This is a genomic window from Sphaerotilus sulfidivorans (assembly GCF_013426975.1).
GTDB classification, from domain to species: domain Bacteria; phylum Pseudomonadota; class Gammaproteobacteria; order Burkholderiales; family Burkholderiaceae_C; genus Sphaerotilus; species Sphaerotilus sulfidivorans.
Window position 1 is genome coordinate 29,294 of sequence record NZ_JACCPY010000030.1, and the last position, 16,044, is coordinate 45,337.

The window sequence follows — 16,044 nt, forward strand, 5'->3', positions numbered from 1 at the left end:
GGGCTCGCTCACTCATACCCCAGCTCCTTCAGGTACGCATCCATCTGCACCTCCAGCCGCGCCAACTCGGCCTTGAGCTGCTCGCGCTCGCGGCGCACGGCCATCAGGTCGATCTCGGCCTCTTCCTCGAAGGTGTCGACGTAGCGAGGGATGTTGAGGTTGAAGTCGTTCTCGGCGATCTCCGCCGGGGTGGCCAGGTGGGCGTAGCGGGCCACGCTCTGGCGGGCGGCAGCGATGTCGAGGATGCGCTGCAGGTCAGCCTCGCGCAGCACGTTCTGGTTCTTGCCGGCCTCGAAATCGCGGCTGGCATCGATGAACAGTACCCGGTCGTCGGCCTTGCGCTTGCGCAGCACCAGCACCGCAGCGGGAATGCCGGTACCGTAGAACAGCTTCTCGGGCAGGCCGATCACCACGTCGAGCAGGTTCTCCTCAATCAGCTTCTGGCGGATGCGCCCCTCGGCTGCGCCGCGGAACAACACGCCGTGCGGCACCACCACGGCCATGCGGCCGCTGCCAGGCTTCATGGTCTCGACCATGTGCAGGATGAAGGCGTAGTCACCCTTGGTGCGGGGCGGCAGGCCACGGCGGAAGCGGCTGAACCTGTCGGCCTCTGCGCCCTCGAAGCCCCATTTTTCTAGGCTGAAGGGCGGGTTGGCCACCACGATGTCGAAGTGCTTGAGGCTGGCGGCGCCCTCCAGCAGCTTGGGGTTGCGGATGGTGTCGCCCCACTCGATGCGGTGGTTGTCCTCGCCGTGCAGGAACATGTTCATCTTGGCCAGCGCCCAGGTGCTGCCGATCGCCTCCTGCCCGTACAGCGCGTACTTGCGGCTGCTCGCACGCTCGCGCACCAGGCGCCCGCACTTCAGCAGCAACGAGCCGGACCCACAGGTGGGGTCGCAGATCTCGTCGCCTTCCTTCGGGTCGACCAGGCGCGCCATCAGGCTGGACACCTCGGGCGGCGTGTAGAACTCGCCGGCCTTCTTGCCGCTGGTGGAGGCGAAGTTCTTGATCAGGAACTCGTAGGCGTTGCCGATGACGTCCAGCGTGCCCACGCGGCTTTCGCGCAGGTTCAGCTCGGGCTTGGCGAAGTCTTCCAGCAGGTGCCGCAGGATGTCGTTCTTCTGCTGCTCGTCGCCCAGCTTGTTGCTGTTGAAGCTGATGTCCTGGAACACGTCCTTCAGCTTGCCGAGGTTGGCCTCTTCGATCGCATGCAGCGCCTTGTCGATGCGTTCGCCGTTGCCGGGCGTGTGACGCAGGCCGTGCAGCGCGTAGAAGCTGGCGCTCGGCGGTAAAACGAAGCGCTCGTTCTTCAGCATCTCGACGATCAGCTCGGGGTAGTCGCCGTATTGCTGCTTGTAGTGGTCGTAGTGGTCCTGCCAGACGTCAGAAACGTATTTCAGGAACAGCATGGTCAGGACGTAGTCCTTGTAGATGCTGGGGTCCACCGTGCCGCGGAAGGTGTCGCAGGCCGACCAGACCGCGGCGTTGATGCTGTCCTGGCTGATGGGTGTGGCGCTCTTTGATGGGATGCTCATGGGGTATCGAGGCCGGCCGACTCGGCCAGCTGGGCAGCCAGTGCTGCGAGTTGTTGTTCGCGGTTACGGACCAGTTGCGCTAGGCAGCGGCGTTCGCGCTGCGCGGCGTCGGACAGTCCGACGATGCGCGCCTGCTGTGCCAGCCCAGGCACGGCGATTTGAAGGGCGGTGATCTCTGCGACGCGGATGCTCAGCTGGCTGCTGCCTTCGGCGGCGGCATGCAGGCGCTTCTGCAGGGGAGGCTGATTGAGCTGCCAAGCCAGGAAGGCCGGATCCAGGCCACTTCCTGGCCGCACGCGCAGGTGCAGCAAGTGCGGACCACACACGGCAGGTTCGGGTGGCGTCGTGATGCAGGTTGCAAAGAAGCGGTCACCCCGCGCCACGAACAGCAGGTCGCCGCCCTGCAACCAGTCAGGCGCCTTGCGCCCGCGCAGCTCGGTTCGCGTCAAGCCCGACCAGCACACACCGTCGCTGGCGTCGACGTCCTTCATCTGGGCGACGAGCACGCCACCTGCCTCGACTTCTTCGATGGCCCCGCGAAAGGGGTAGCCCGACCGGACGTCGGTCGTCAGACCTAGCTCAAGTGAAATAGCATCAATTGACATGATGCAATGAATTCTGCTTGACGACGCGATTTCACACAAGCAAAATCGCTGAAAGTTCGCATCAAGTCAAATGATGCACTTAAATTTTAACCAGGGGTTCATATGCCAGAGAAGCATCAAATCGTCTTTTACCCGGTGGGCAACGGCGACACGTCGCAGCTCGTGCTCAGCCAAGGGCGCCGCGTCCTGTTCGACTTCTGCCATCGCCCAAACGCCGAGAGCGCGGACACACCCGAGATCGATCTCAAGAAGCGGCTCAAGGATGAGTTGGAGGCAGCCGGGCGCGACTACTTCGACGTCGTGGCCTTCACGCACGCCGACGCCGACCACATCATGGGCAGCACCCAGTTCTTCGAACTGCAACACGCCGCGAAGTACCAGGGCAAGGACCGCATCAAGATCCGCCAACTCTGGGTTCCGGCCGCGATGGTGCTGGAGAGCGCAACCAACGATCAGCAGAGCGCTGAATTCGTCATCTTGCGGCAGGAGGCCCGTCACCGCTTGCTGGAGAGTAAGGACATCCTGGTCTTCTCGAAGCCTCCTGAACTGATGGAATGGCTCGTGCCGAAGCTCAAGGAGCGTGGCGAGCCGGCAACCGCTCGCGACCATCTGTTCGTCGATGCGGGTACGTTGGTGCCGGGATTCACGTTGACGGCGGACGGCGCTGAGTTCTTCTGTCACTCACCTTTCATCAAGCACTGCGAGGGCGGCGACGTGATCCGGAACACCGCCGCCCTGGTGTTCAACGTCAGGCTGCTCGCAGGTAACAACAAGTTCGACTATCTGGAGATTGGCGACGCTTGCTGGGAAGACCTGGAGGACATCGTGCGCATCACGAAGTTCCACAAGAACGATGACCGTCTGGCCTGGGACCTGATCAACATTCCCCACCACTGCAGTTACAAATCGCTCAGCGACGAAAAGGGCAAGGAGGAAACCCAGCCCAAGCCTTTGGTGAAGGAACTGCTGCTCGCGGGCAAGCAGGACTCCTACATCGTCAGCTGCAGCAAGCCGGTCGTGGACGTGAAGGAGTCCTACGACCAGATCCAGCCGCCTCACATCCAGGCACGCAAGGCCTACGATCGCTACCGAAAGGAGGTGAAGGGCCGTAAATTCCTGGTGACCATGGAGGAGCCCAACGCCACGAAGCCCGAACCCTTGGTTTTCGATGTGACCGCAGGTGGCGTGTCGTGGACCAAGATGGCACTGATCGGTGCCCCCGCCATCGTGGCCAGCCGTCCGTCGCGGGCTGGATGATGGCTAGGGAATTCCATGACCTCGCCGGCTTCTGCAAGCTGGCTGACGCTGAACTGCTGAGCTTGCCCCGCGCACGAGCTCTGATGGCGGCGGTAGGCGATGCAGGCGACTTCACGCTCGTGCAACTTCTGTCCCATAGGGTGCCGAGCGTGCCACCCATCGAAGTCTTGGTTGTCGATGTCGAGTGCGACGGGGTGCCTTCCAGAAACCCTGCAGGCATTCAATACTGTGAGCGGCTGGCCTTATGCGTACCCGAGGATCCGGGGGCGCTGGTCGAGGTGCTCGCGCTCCGTAAGTCGTTCCCAGTTCTGATGCACCAGAACCACGGCACACATGATGGGGTGGCTAGCCTGTGCCTCTACTTTGAGCCGACGCGGACCGTGATGCGCACCTGGACGCCGCAACGCTTCCTGCGCCGCATTCAGTGGTGGCTGGAGCAGAGCGCCAGGGGCGAGTTGCATCCTGCCGACCAGCCTGTGGAGCATCTCTTCTTCGCCTCGAAGTACGAGCTTGTGCTCCCTTGGAACCTGGATGCCCTCCGCGCCACACCTGGCATGAAGATGGCGGTCACACGCAGCAAACCCAGGCCAGATGGGGGCGGGACCTTCTTCCTGCGGCCTCTTGGCGATGGTAGCAACGAGCCAGCAGGTTTGGCATCGCACATCGACTTGACGCTTCCTTCCGTGCTCCAGGGGTTCGTCGAGCGTGATCCTGTGACTCTGGGTGGTCTCGCCGACATGCTGTCGCGCAGAGGGGTGGATCTGTTGCCGCCGCTGATCGCGGCACTGAGCGATGGTGTCGGAAGTGCCGGCGTGCCTGCAGGTACGGCTGAATCTTTCGTAGTCATCGTCGTTCACATCCCAATTGTTCGGGAAGCTGGCGGCGCGGTGCAGCAAATCTCTCGCCGGGCCTTCCTGGTTCTTGGCGATGCGCGCCAGCTGGGCGTCAAGACAGGGGCGCTGTATTTGCACGACAAGCGGTACTATGCAGAGATTCAGGGATCTGTCCTGGCGCGTGACCCGGCGACCGAGTGGAAGAGTGAACCTATCTTCCCGATGAGCGTGCTGCAGTTCCCGGACAGCGCGGTGGCGCGCAAGCAGTCCAGTGTCCTCGTCGAAGGGCCGCGTGGTACGTTGGTGGGGGCCGGCTCGCTCGGCAGCGCAATGCTGAACTTGTGGACCCGAGCCGGCTGGGGCCAGTGGTCGGTCATTGACAAGGACCATGTGAAGCCTCACAACCTAGTCAGGCACGTAGCCTTCTCGCAGCATGTTGGCGAGCTGAAGTGCGACGTTGTGTCCGAGCTGTGCGGGGCGGCCACCGAGGGTGCGGCTGTGGTTGCAGCGGTCCGCGGTGACGCTTGTGACGCTAGTGTCTCGGCGGTGAAGGATGCGCTCACGACGGGCACATTGGTCGTGGACGCGTCTGCTGCGCTGGAGTACCCACGTCAGGCCAGCTTTCAGGATGAGCTGCCACGCCATGTCACGGTCTTCGTCTCCCCCACCGGCAACGGGTCCGTCCTGATGTTCGAGGACAAGGCGCGGTCCATGCGCCTGCGCACTCTGGAAGCTCAGTACTACCGCGCCGTGATCCGCCAAGCGTGGGGCGAGCTACATCTTGAAGGCAATCTGGGCACCTACTGGAGCGGCGCGAGTTGCCGGGATATCTCCGTGGCTATGCCGTATTCGCGGATTGTTGCGCACGCCAGCACCCTGGCGGAACAGGTCATGTTCCGGGCGCAGTCCGATGAGGCCTGCATCCGGGTTTGGGAGCGCGATCCCGACACCGGCGGCGTTTCTGTCCATAACGTCGTTCCGACCACAGAGCGGCGTCTTGACCTGGGTGACTTGACCGCCTTTTACGACGATGGTCTGGCTACACATCTGAGAGCGCTCCGACTCGCTGCCTTGCCGAACGAAACTGGGGGGATCTTGCTTGGCTATCACGACTTCAACGTCGGAGCCATCGTGCTGGTCGATGCGTTGCCGGCACCTTCGGACAGCTGCGCAAGTCTAGGTTCGTTCGAGCGCGGCACATCTGGTCTCACAAAAGCCGTCCAGGATGCATCGGCACGGACCGCAGGTATTGTTGGCTATGTTGGTGAGTGGCACAGCCACCCTCGCGGGCACTCGGCCAGACCGAGCCCTGACGATCTGGTCCAACTGGCAGAGATCAGCTTGGGTATGCACGACGATGGACTTCCTGCGCTCCAACTCATCGTGGGCGAGAGCGACATTCAAGTCCTGCAAGGCAAAGTGCTGCCATGACGGCACCTCGCAAGCCCATTGCACTTGCGCTGTCCGGCGGTGGCATCCGAGCCATGGTGTTTCACCTTGGCGTGATGAGGCATCTGGCAGAGCGCGGTCACCTGGAATCAGTAGAGAAGATCTCCACGGTTTCCGGAGGCAGCCTGCTTGTCGGGTTGCTGCTTCAGCAAAATGAGATGCGCTGGCCTACCTCCGAGCAATTCCTGTCGAATTCGCTCCCGGCGTTGCGTGAATCACTCTGTGCGCGAAGCCTGCAATGGGGCGCAGCGCGGCAGTTGCTGAATCCGCTGAACTGGCGCTTCTTCCTGTCGCGAGCCAACCTCCTTGCGCTGGCACTGCGGCACGAGTGGAACGTCCGAGAGGCTCTGTCGGAGCTTCCGGAGACACCAGAATGGTCGATTAATGGGACCACCGCCGAGAGCGGAAAGCGCTTTCGCTTCAAACGCAGGGACATCGGCGACTACACACTAGGTTACGCACAGGCCGACCGTTTTCCACTGGCCAGCGCGTTGGCGGTGTCGGCGGCCTTTCCAGGTGGATTTGGCCCACTGACATTGGATGCTCGTCGTTTTGAATGGCGCAAGCGCCCTTGGGACGCGCCACCAGATGCCGCCCAGACTGTCCAAGCCGTCTTCCCGCGCCTTCATCTCTATGACGGCGGGGTGTACGACAACATGGGAATCGAGCCGTTCTTTGATGCTGGCAAGCAACGACCGAAGCAGGAGGGCTTCCACATCATCTGCTCCGACGCCGGAGCATTGTTGGCGCCTGGCTTTGAGAAGGGTCCACTGAATGTTTTTCGACTGACGCGCGTGGCCGACGTCATGTCGGACCAGTCCCGATCCCTGCGCGTTCGTACTTTTTCGCACTTTCTCCAACAATCACCTTCAGCTGGTGCGTACCTGTGCATCAACACGGCGGTCTCGTCATCGGAGAGTTGTCCGTCAGCACAGTTCGCCGCGTCTTTTCCGACGACCTTGCGTCGCCTACGCTCCGAAGAGTTTGATCGACTTGCCTCGCACGGAGCTGCGGTTGCCGAACGGGGCCTAGGAGAGTTCGAACTCGTGTGAGGACATCTCCAGTTATGCGCAGGTTGATGTTATGCGGTGCCATGGACTGGATGGACGTGAGCGGCCAGCGGTCCCCCGTCAGGCGAGCCTGATCAGTCCGGGATTTGCAGAGGCTGCCAGCGATGAGGCAGCAAGTCGTCGATGCGGCTGTTGAGGTGGGTGGGTAGCCGATCGAGCACGTCGCGCAGATAGGCCCAGGGTTCGAGCCCGTTGAGCCTGGCCGACTGCACCAGGCTCATGACGATGGCTGCACGCTGGCCGGCGAGTTCGCTGCCACAGAACAACCAGGCCTTCCTGCCCATGGCCCAGGGCTTGATCTGGCGCTCCAGATAGTTGTTGTCCACGGGCACGGCCCCGTCGAGCAGGTGGCGCGTCAGCGCTGGCCAGTGGTTGAGGCTGTAGTCGATGGCGTTGGCCGTGGCGCCGCCATCGGCGACACGACCGCGTTCGAGCTTGAGCCAGGTGTGCAGCTCCTGCCACAGTGGCGCGGCGATGCGTTGGCGGGCCTGCGTGCGGGTCTGGTCGTCCATGCCGGCGAACGATTTCTCGGCATGGTAGATCGCCGCGAAGCGCACGATCGCCTGGGTGGCCAGGGTGCTCTTGCCGGACTTGGCGAGTTCGTCGAACTTGCGTCGGGCGTGTGCGGCACAGGCCGCCGAGACGCGCTGCGGGAAGATCCTGGGGTCGAGCACCGCGTCATAGCCGCCATAGAGATCGCACACGAGCGTGCCGCTCCAGGGCGGGTCCCGGTTCTCGGCGGGCGGGTCGGTCTGGCTGCCGGGTGGATTGGGCAGCCCGCCCAGGAAGGCCAGCGGGTACTTGCTGCCCCGGCCCAGGCAGAAGTCGTAGACCACGCCGGGGTGGGGGTCGAACTCCCCGCGGGCATAGGCCCAGACATACGCTTTCCTGGTCTTGCCTGCACCTGGGTCCAGCATGGCCACCGTCGTCTCGTCGGCCTGCACGACCGCGCTGCCCAGCACGAAGCGCTGGAGCGCCTCGTACAGCGGGTGCAGTGCCGAGCCCGCCTGACCGGCCCACGCGGCCAGCGTCGAGCGCGGGGTGTGCACGCCCGAGCGGGCATTGATCGCCTCCTGCCGGTAGTACGGCACGTGGTCGGCGAACCGGCTGATGAGCGTGTAGGCCACCAGCCCGCTCGCCGGGATGCCCCGCACGATGATCTGCACCTCGGCCGGCTCCTGCACCAGGCGCTCCACGCCCTGGCGCTGGCAGCACCGGCAGACCCACTTGCCGCGGATGTGCCGATGCACGAAGAACTCCGCCGGCACGACGTCCAGCCGCTCGCTGACGTCCTCGCCCACCCGGGTCATCGGCTCGCCGCAGCCCGCCGCCGGGCAGTGGGTGTCGGCCGGCTCGTGGTGATGCTCCACCCGGCGCAGGTGCTCGGGCAGCGCCTGGCGGCGCGGCGGCTGGGGCAGTCGCGCCTGCAACTCGGCGAGCTGTGCCTGCAGGTCCGCCTCGTCCTCGACCAGCGTCTCCAGGAACAGCTGCCGCTGCTGCGCATCCATCGCCTCGGTGCGCGCGCCGAACTTCCAGCGCTTGAGCCGCGCCAGCTCGAACGTGATCTTCTCGATCTTCGCGTCCCGCCACACGATCTCGCCATCGCGCCGGGCAATCTCGCGCGCCTGCTGCTGGACATGCACCAGCAGGCGCTGCGCCAGGGCCTGAAGGGCCTGTGGCGTCAGGCCCCTCAGGTCCTGGCTCTGGAGCGCGTCCATCTCATGCATGCGCCCATGCTGCCCGCCGGGGACGTTCCCCGCCATCGGCAACTTCAGCAATTGCGCCCCCGGCATCCGCTCACACCCGCGTGATCACCCGCCGCTCGTGCAGCCGCTGCCACGCCAGCCCCACGATCAGCGCATCGAACTGCTCCTGCGTCAGGGCCAGCGGGGTGCTCGACTCCAGCCCCCGCGGCCACACGAAGTGCCCCGCGTTGAGTCGCCGGGCCGCGCACCACACCCCCCAGCCGTCATGGACGATCAGCTTCACGCGCGTGGCCCGCGCATTCGCGAACAGGTAGCCGTGGTGGGCCTGCGCCGCCCCCAGCGTCTGCACCACGCACGCCAGCAGCCGGTCCGCCCCGGCGCGCATGTCCACCGGCGCCGTGCACGCCCACAGCGCGTCGATCCGGATCACTTCGTCACCCCAGCGGCCAGCTCCCGCAGCCATGCCGCACACGACTCGGCCTGCGCCGCCGGCCAGCTCACCTTCAGCCGGCGCTCGCCCCGGCTCAGCTCGATCTGGATCCCCTGCGGGCCGGCATTGGGCATTTGCAGTCCCACGAACGGCCCCTGCGGTGCTCGACCGGCGACTGGCTCACCGATCGCTGCCGTCCTCATGACCAACCCCGGCTGCACCAACTCGGGCGACTCAAGGTTCGGGCGACCCAGCCCTCTCCCCACCAGCCACTTGCGCACCAGATTGGCGTTCAGACCGTGGGCCAATGCCACCGCCGCGATCGACGCCCCCGGTTCCCGGCACTCGCTCAGCACCCGCGCCTTCAACTCGGCGCTGTGCTTTCTTCGGATCGGGCTTTGCTCGTTCATGGTGTCCACCAGTCAGTTCAGGTGGACACCATCGTCTCGGACCAAACAGGCTCATTCAAGGGGGAATGGCTGGTCGCTCACGGATGGACTGTTGGCTCCAGACCAAATCTGGGTCTTCCGCATTTTGTGTTGCGTCACCCCCGGCAGAGCACGCGAATGCGCAGGAGATCCAAGCCCGCACGCCCGTACATTTGGTGCCTGAGGTACTTCAGCCGGTTGATGGACCGTGCTGATTGCTCTTCAACAGCACATCAAGGCCCTGGCATTTGATCTAGATGGCGCAGCCCATTTCCTGGGGGCAAGTCTCGACCATGCGGCTGCTCTGCTGGGCGGCTGGGTCAGCCGCTTTCGGCTTCGCGACCTGCTGAGCAGCCATGACCGCTGGCATGGCTGATGAGCATGTGCGACTTGACTTGTCGGGATACAAGCCGGTCACTTCGCCCATAGTCGATGGCGTGAGTTCAGATCGATCGGCCTGTGGTGCGCCTCTGGTACACACCACCGTGCGTATCGGTGAGCTCATGGCGTACATGAGTATTTGAGCCGTTGCTGTCAACGATGGATGCAGGTCGACTTGCCAAGCGGGCCGCGTTGGCATGGCTGTGCAGCAAGTCACCTGATCAAGACAATGCCCGCATGACGGCCTGGGGTTCCCGCTCGATCAGGTTCAGCAGCACCAGCGCCGCACCCTGTGGCCGGCGATCGCCGCGCTCCCAATGACGTAGGGTCGCCACTGAAAACCCGAACCGGGCCGCGAACTGGTTCTGGGTCAATCCCAGCCGCGCCCGCACGGCGGCCACGTCTACGGTGGTCGGCTCATAGACCTTGACGCCTGCGGTCTCGCCTTGGGCGTGGGCCGCCGCTTCCTTCAGCTCTTGGCGGATGCTCTCGAATGCTTTTCCCATGAGGAGACTATCCCTCAGCGCTTGCGAGGCAGCGCCCGCATGCCCCGCACGAGGTCAGCCGCCTGCGCCTTCACGTACACGGAGGTCACCCGCAGGTCCGAGTGCCCCAGCAGGCTCTGCAGGACTTGCGGCGGCATCTGCTTGATCGCCTCGTTGGCGAAGGTGTGGCGCAGCCAGTGCGTCGAGGCCCGCGTGAACTCGGCCGCCGGTGGCGCCCCTTCTCGCGTGGCCGCTTCGTTCGCGACGTACCTGAAGAAACGCCGCAGCAGCCCGTAGATCGCCGAGCGCTCCAGCGCGCCGTACCGATCGGCCTGCGCGGGGCGCTCCCGGTCCACGAACGGCACGCCGCGCGCGTCCAAGTCCCGCCTCGGCGGCGGCCGCCTCAGGATCCCGATCAGGGGCCGCCAGGCCTGCAGGTGTTCTGTGCGCAGGGCATCCTGGAGCGCGTTGCTCGTGGGTTCCAATGCGTCTGCCCCCGGGCCAACCGCTGCCATGCGCTCGCCCGCAGCCGTGGTCGGCAGGCTGTTGGGCACCTGCACCCGCTTGACGGCATCCTCGAACCCCACCCCCGCGGCGTCCATGTCCGCGTGGTGTCGCTCCATCAGCATCTTGATGTCATCGAACACCATCACCGTGCGCAGCTTGCCGCCCTTGCCGATCACGTCCAGCAGCCACGCGGACTCCCCGTCCACCAGTTCCTGCCGCAAACCCTTCATCCGGGTCGTCGCCAGCTCCGACAGCCGCAGCCCCGTCGTGCTCGCGAGTTCGAGCAGCAACTGCAGCCGCCGCCGCGCCGGCGTGTCCGGCCGCTCCCGCAGCACCGCCATCGCGAACGACCACTGCGCCTCGTTCAGCGACCGGCGCACGTCGATGCTGGGTTTCACCAGCCCCAGCGTGCGGCCCAGGCCGGACATCGCGTTGGCGCGCAGGTAGCCCTTGTCGTGCATCGCCGCGAACAGCCCGCCGAGCACCGCGAACTCGTGGCGCTGGCTGTTGCGCCCCAGCGGCCCCCGGAACGGTCGCCATGCGGCGTCTTCTCGGCGCACCTTGCGCGGCTGCACCCAGTCCGGCGGCGGTGCCGTGACAAACGCCTGGTAGGCCTGCAGGTCCGGCTCCTGCAGCGACGACAGCGCCTTGCGCCGCACCTGCAGGCACCAGCGGTAGAACCGCTCGGCGATGCGGGCGTAGTCGCGCCGGGTCTGGCCCTGGTAGCGGCTCAGCCACTGCTGGATGGCCTGCACGTCGGTCTGGGCGCCCCAGACGTTGGTGTCAGGCGAGCGGAACAGGCCCTCGCGTCCGGAGAGCGCATCCGGGAGGGCCACGTCCATGGCCGGGACCGCGACCGGCATCAGCGGATCCGTGCCGCCGACCGGGTCTGTCACCGGCGCACCTGCCAGGTCACGCTGGCGCAGCCGTGCGAGGTCGCTCTCGGGCCGCAGCGCCGAGTCCCGAATTGCCTGGTCCCCCTGCTGCGCGATCGGCACGAGCCACGCCACGAGCCGCGCGGCGCGCACCGCGCCCAGCCTTGACACCGTGCGGTGCCAGCGAAACCCCTGCAGGTTGATGTAGCGCACCAGGTCGCCCAGCGACTGCACCCCCACCCTGGCCAGTTCGCGCGGCAGGCCCGCGCCCAGCCAGAACCCGGTCTCGTCGTCCAGCCGCGCTTCGCGGGCCAGCACACGCTCCAGGGTGGCCAGCGCGTCGATCACGGCGCGGCGCTGTGCCGGGTTCAGGCGCGGATTCACCTCGGAGTGAGCGGTCTCGGCCAAGCTGGCATGTACCGTGGCCGAGAGGACGGGGGCGGGCTCAGAGGAGATGGCGGGCATTGATCCCGACGTCGACGCTGGCGGTGCGTGGCCGAACGCCTCCTTATAGAGGTCGATCCACTCGGCCTGCGTATAAAAGTCTTCCTCGATGCCCGAGGCGCCGCAATGCGCGAACCGCCAGTCGTCCAGGGAGGGCGCGGCGGCAGTGGAGGCAGTGGCTGTTGGCGGCAAGGTGTACCGCCGTGCACCCCGGGCCGGCACGAAGTCCGGCAGCGCGCGCAGCGCCGGCAGCGCCACCGCCAGCTCGGCCGCGCACGCCTGCCGTGCCCCCGCGTGTTCGATCGCCTCGACCACCTGGCGCAGGCGGCTGACAAAGTGCCGCCGGTCGCTCTGGCCTCCCGAGAACGCCAGGTAGCGCGTCCAGGCCTGCTCCAGTTCGACGCCGTCGAGCAGCGCGCGCAGGAACGCGAAGTGGTGGCGCCCGAGGTGGCCCGCGTGTTCGTGCAGCAGCCGGGTCTGCGTGCCGCGTGGACGGCCGCGTGGGCGGTCTGGCGTCACGGTCACCCGGCGAGGGTCTCGACCTCGAAACCCACGATGTTGCGGTCGACTCGGCTGAACTCCACGCCGATCAGGTGAACGGGCTCACCCCGGCCGCGGTACTTGTCCGCATAGCCCCGGTCGCGGATCTGCGCGAGGGCCTTGCCCTGGGGCACGAGTTCCACCACCTTGAACTCGAACACCCACACCGCCCCGGCCGCCAGCACCGTCATGTCGATGCGGCCCTTGTTCGTCGAGTCCTCGACCCGGATATCGAGCCCGAGCGCGGCGAAGTGGCTGTAGAACACGCTGGCCCAGTAGCCTTCGAACTGGGCAATCGGACTGTTGCGGTACCAGTCGCTCGGGATGCTGGCGAAGAAGGCGTGGAACAGCTCGCGCAAGGCCGCCACGTCACCGGCCTGCAGCACGCGCCACAATCGGCTGATCTGCGCCTCGGAGGCGGCGGCGTCGCCCATGTAGCGCTTGAGCAGGCTGTCGTTGAGGCTGGCCTCCACCTCCAGGTTCGGGTACTTGAGCGTGAACTCCATGCGCCCCGGAATGGCACGCACCTGGCCGATGGTCAGGTAGCCGGCCTGGAACAGCAGCGCCTCGGGCTGCATCGTGTCCACGTCGAAGGTGGACAGCAAGGCCTCGCTGGCCACGATGCGACCCAGGTCCGGGGTGAAGATCCGGCGCTCGGCCAGCAGGTTGACCAGGAAGGTGGGCGTGCCCGTCTCGAACCAGTAGGGGTGGAACTCACGCCGGTCGAACAGCCGCAGCACATCGAAGGGGTTGTAGACACTGGTGCCGCGCCAGTTGTAGCCGTTGTACCAGCGCCGGATCTCCTCGCGGTCCAGCCCTGGCAGTTCTGGCGCGAAGACGGTGTCGATGTCCTCATCGGTGTAGCCGCACAGCGCGCTCCAGCGCGGGTCCAGCGTGATGTCGACCAGTTGGTTCAGACCCGAGAAGAGGCTGACCTTGCTGAACTTGGACACCCCCGTCAGGAAGACGAACTTCAGGTGCGGATCGGCCCCCTTGAGCACCGAGTACAGGTTGCGCAGCCCGTCGCGCATCTCAGCCGCCCTGGCCGGATCGGTGAGGTTGTCCAGAATGGGCTTGTCGTACTCGTCGACCAGCACCACCGCCGGCGCACCCTGCGTCAGGTGGGCCTGCTCGATCAGGTCAGCCAGGTCATCGGCCGTGTCGTCAGGGTCGATATCGGTCGGTCGGGGCAGGCCCAGGGCGGCGCGATTGCGGCGCAGGTTGCTCTGGATGCGCCGGTCCAGCTCAGCCCGGCTCTTGAGCATGCCATCGGCGAAGCTGATGCGGATGACCGGATGGCGCCGGGACCAGTCCCAGCGGGTCTCGGCGGCCAGCCCCTCGAACAGCGCGCCGTTGCCCTCGAACAGTTCCTTGAACGTGTCCACCAGCAGGCTCTTGCCGAAGCGGCGGGGACGGCTCAGGAAGAAGTACGAACCCGACTCGATCAGGTCGATGGCCAAGCCCGACTTGTCCACGTAGTAGCAGTCCTGGTCGCGCAACTTGGCCAGGGTCTGTATGCCGACGGGCAGCTTCTTGCGGGGCAGTGCGGGGGCGGCGGGGGGCATGGGGCAAGTGTAGTAGGGCAGGCCGCTGGCGAGACACCGCCCAAGCCGGGAAGTCGCGCCAAGCGTACTTACGGCCGGCCACGTCTGCCTGTTGGGGCCGTGCCGCCTCTGTGAGGCTCTAAAAGCACCTCTGTCAATCCGGCAGGTGCGCGATGAACCCATTTTTCTGACACCCTGAGAAGGGGGATTATCAGGGCGTTATTTGGTCAAGAAAAATGCGGCTGTGCCGGCCGATCGCTCACACAAGAGAAGTTGTGTTTAAGTTTCAAGCGAAGTTGTGTCCTATGCGTTCGGGTACCGACCGAACCACCGTGAGCGGCCAGCGGTCCCCCGTCAGGCGCCCCTGATCAGTCCGGGATTTGCAGAGGCTGCCAGCGATGGGGTAACAAGTCGTCGATGCGGCTGTTGAGGTGGGTGGGCAGCCGAGCGAGCACATCGCGCAGGTAGGCCCAGGGTTCGAGCCCGTTGAGCTTGGCCGACTGCACCAGGCTCATGACCACGGCTGCACGCTGGCCGGCGAGTTCGCTGCCACAGAACAATGAGGTGTCCTGTCAACAGTGGACAGTCGAAGTTAATGCGCAGAGCGCCGTGGTTGATAGAACTGCCGAGCGAAGACGGCAGGAGGGAGGTAGCCGATGGCGCTGTGGCGACGCTGGCGGTTGTAGAAGACCTCGATCCACTCGGTGATCTCGGTAATGGCCTGAGCGCGGGTGGCGAAGCGCCGATGGTGGACGAGTTCGTTCTTCAGACTGCCCCAGAAGCTCTCCATCGGGGCGTTGTCGTAGCAGTTGCCGCGACGTGACATTGACGCCCGCATGCCCAGTGCATCGAGCGCGTGACGGTAGTCGCGAGCGCAATACTGGCTGCCCCGGTCGGAGTGGTGGATCAGCCCGGGCGGGGGTCTGCGCCGGGCATGGGCGTGGCCGAGCGCGCGCAAGCAGAGTTGCTGAGTCATGCGCTCGTCCATCGCGTAGCCGACGATCTCGCGGGTACACATGTCCTTGAGCCCGGCCAGATAGAGCCAGCCCTCGTCGGTGCGGATATAGGTGAGATCGGTGAGCCAGACTTGGTCGGGTGCGCTGGCGGCGAAGTGCTGCTGCAGGAGGTTGTCGGCCACGGGCAGCGTGTGCTCGGAGTCCGTGGTGACGCGAAAGCAGCGCTTTTGCCGGCAACGCAGCGCCATCGTGCGGCGTAATCGATCCACCCGGTCGCGCCCGGCCTCGAAGCCCTGCGCCCGCAGCTCCACCAGCACCCGGCGCGTGCCATAGGTCTGGCGACTGGCCGCATGCACCCCTCGGATGGCCACCTTCAGCCGCTCGTCGTCGCGCCGACGGGCCGAGGCCGGCCGCTCGCACCAGGCGTAGTACCCACTGCGCGAGACCCCCAGCGCCGAGCACAGCACCGCCACCGGATAGTCGTGTCGAGCCTGCAGCTCCTTCATGACCGCGTACCTTGCAGCGACTCCTTCGCAAAGTACGCGGCCGCTTTTTTTACGATTTCGCGCTCCATCTCCACCCGCGCCAGTTCCCTGCGCAGCCGGCTGACCTCGGCCTTCAGCTCCGCCACCGACGGCTCGGCCGCCTTCAGCGCCTGCTGACCTCGACGCTGGCTGCTCGCCACCCAGTTGCTCAGCGAGCCCTTCGGTACGCCCACTCTCTGAGCCGCTTCCTGGTGTGACAGCTTCTGTTCCAGCACCAGCTTTACCGCTTCCGCCTTGAACTCTGCTGTGTAGCTTTGGTTCTTCTTCATCTTCTTTTCCGTCGTGTCACTGGGTCAAGTGAGTGTCCACGGAAGTCAGGCTACCTCAGCGACGGCTCGACTTCGTCATCGGACGGGCAGCGCTTCCGCGCCGGCGGCCAGGCCGAGCGCACCGGCCACGTCAACCTGAAGTACGGCACCGAGCCGGGTCGGATGTTCTACACCCACCTCTCCGA

Annotated in this window: 13 protein-coding genes and 2 pseudogenes; 5 read left to right on the forward strand and 10 right to left on the reverse strand. The window is 65.5% G+C overall.

Going from position 1 to position 16,044, the window contains the following annotated elements; genetic code table 11:
* Nucleotides 1–8: 8 nt before the first annotated feature.
* Nucleotides 9–1,535, reverse strand: coding sequence for a type I restriction-modification system subunit M (locus tag HZU84_RS15650; RefSeq protein ID WP_149505432.1), 1,527 nt, complete (start codon nucleotides 1,533–1,535; stop codon nucleotides 9–11).
* Nucleotides 1,532–2,140, reverse strand: coding sequence for a restriction endonuclease subunit S (locus HZU84_RS15655; protein WP_149505433.1), 609 nt, complete (start codon nucleotides 2,138–2,140; stop codon nucleotides 1,532–1,534). Before HZU84_RS15655 ends, HZU84_RS15650 begins: the two co-directional genes overlap by 4 nt.
* Nucleotides 2,141–2,242: 102 nt before the next feature.
* Between HZU84_RS15655 and HZU84_RS15660 the strand changes: the two genes are divergently transcribed.
* From HZU84_RS15660 to HZU84_RS15670, 3 genes are read left to right on the forward strand one after another with little or no spacing between them, the layout of a single operon-like run.
* Entirely contained in the window at nucleotides 2,243–3,397 is a 1,155-nt protein-coding gene (locus HZU84_RS15660; RefSeq protein ID WP_149505434.1) for a ComEC/Rec2 family competence protein, read from the forward strand.
* Nucleotides 3,394–5,661 carry a ThiF family adenylyltransferase gene (locus HZU84_RS15665; protein ID WP_244954564.1) on the forward strand — a complete coding sequence of 756 codons (2,268 nt, stop codon included), beginning with the start codon at nucleotides 3,394–3,396 and terminating at the stop codon, nucleotides 5,659–5,661. The genes HZU84_RS15660 and HZU84_RS15665 overlap by 4 nt, the downstream gene beginning before the upstream one ends.
* Nucleotides 5,658–6,731 (forward strand): patatin-like phospholipase family protein, encoded by a 1,074-nt coding sequence (locus HZU84_RS15670; protein ID WP_149505435.1) that lies wholly within the window; start codon nucleotides 5,658–5,660, stop codon nucleotides 6,729–6,731. The genes HZU84_RS15665 and HZU84_RS15670 overlap by 4 nt, the downstream gene beginning before the upstream one ends.
* 92 nt (nucleotides 6,732–6,823) lie before the next feature.
* On the opposite strand, the gene tnpC is transcribed toward HZU84_RS15670, so the two are convergent.
* The 3 genes from tnpC to HZU84_RS15685 form a co-directional block, all read right to left on the reverse strand.
* Nucleotides 6,824–8,476, reverse strand: coding sequence for an IS66 family transposase (tnpC, locus tag HZU84_RS15675; RefSeq protein ID WP_149505436.1), 1,653 nt, complete (start codon nucleotides 8,474–8,476; stop codon nucleotides 6,824–6,826).
* 70 nt (nucleotides 8,477–8,546) lie between these two features.
* Nucleotides 8,547–8,885 carry an IS66 family insertion sequence element accessory protein TnpB gene (gene tnpB, locus HZU84_RS15680; protein ID WP_180692996.1) on the reverse strand — a complete coding sequence of 113 codons (339 nt, stop codon included), beginning with the start codon at nucleotides 8,883–8,885 and terminating at the stop codon, nucleotides 8,547–8,549.
* Nucleotides 8,882–9,295: a transposase gene (locus HZU84_RS15685; RefSeq protein ID WP_149505486.1), complete on the reverse strand. Its 414-nt coding sequence runs from the start codon at nucleotides 9,293–9,295 to the stop codon at nucleotides 8,882–8,884. Before HZU84_RS15685 ends, tnpB begins: the two co-directional genes overlap by 4 nt.
* A 226-nt stretch (nucleotides 9,296–9,521) precedes the next feature.
* Between HZU84_RS15685 and HZU84_RS15690 the strand changes: the two genes are divergently transcribed.
* Nucleotides 9,522–9,689, forward strand: coding sequence for a hypothetical protein (locus HZU84_RS15690; RefSeq protein ID WP_180692997.1), 168 nt, complete (start codon nucleotides 9,522–9,524; stop codon nucleotides 9,687–9,689).
* Nucleotides 9,690–9,915: 226 nt separating this feature from the next.
* Here HZU84_RS15690 and HZU84_RS15695 read toward each other — a convergent pair whose 3' ends face one another.
* The 5 genes and pseudogenes from HZU84_RS15695 to HZU84_RS15715 all read right to left on the reverse strand — a co-directional run bounded on the left by HZU84_RS15695 (nucleotide 9,916) and on the right by HZU84_RS15715 (nucleotide 15,859).
* Complete coding sequence (locus HZU84_RS15695) at nucleotides 9,916–10,200, reverse strand: helix-turn-helix domain-containing protein (RefSeq protein ID WP_149505438.1); 285 nt, start codon at nucleotides 10,198–10,200, stop codon at nucleotides 9,916–9,918.
* Between the two features lie 14 nt (nucleotides 10,201–10,214).
* A complete protein-coding gene (locus tag HZU84_RS15700) occupies nucleotides 10,215–12,530 on the reverse strand; it encodes a phage integrase family protein (protein WP_149505439.1) in 2,316 nt (771 codons plus the stop codon).
* Nucleotides 12,527–14,110, reverse strand: a complete 1,584-nt coding sequence (locus tag HZU84_RS15705; protein ID WP_149505440.1) for an ATP-binding protein — start codon at nucleotides 14,108–14,110, stop codon at nucleotides 12,527–12,529. The genes HZU84_RS15700 and HZU84_RS15705 overlap by 4 nt, the downstream gene beginning before the upstream one ends.
* A 347-nt stretch (nucleotides 14,111–14,457) precedes the next feature.
* A pseudogene (locus HZU84_RS15710) lies at nucleotides 14,458–14,649 on the reverse strand (transposase domain-containing protein); the annotation flags it as partial.
* 32 nt (nucleotides 14,650–14,681) lie between these two features.
* Nucleotides 14,682–15,859, reverse strand: a protein-coding gene (locus HZU84_RS15715; RefSeq protein ID WP_149505441.1) for an IS3 family transposase whose coding sequence is annotated in 2 segments (ribosomal slippage) — nucleotides 14,682–15,592 and nucleotides 15,592–15,859 — 1,179 coding nt in all. Because the reading frame shifts where the segments join, the coding sequence is not laid out codon by codon here.
* Between the two features lie 60 nt (nucleotides 15,860–15,919).
* Between HZU84_RS15715 and HZU84_RS21150 the strand changes: the two are divergent.
* Nucleotides 15,920–16,044: pseudogene (locus HZU84_RS21150) on the forward strand (Tn3 family transposase); the annotation flags it as partial.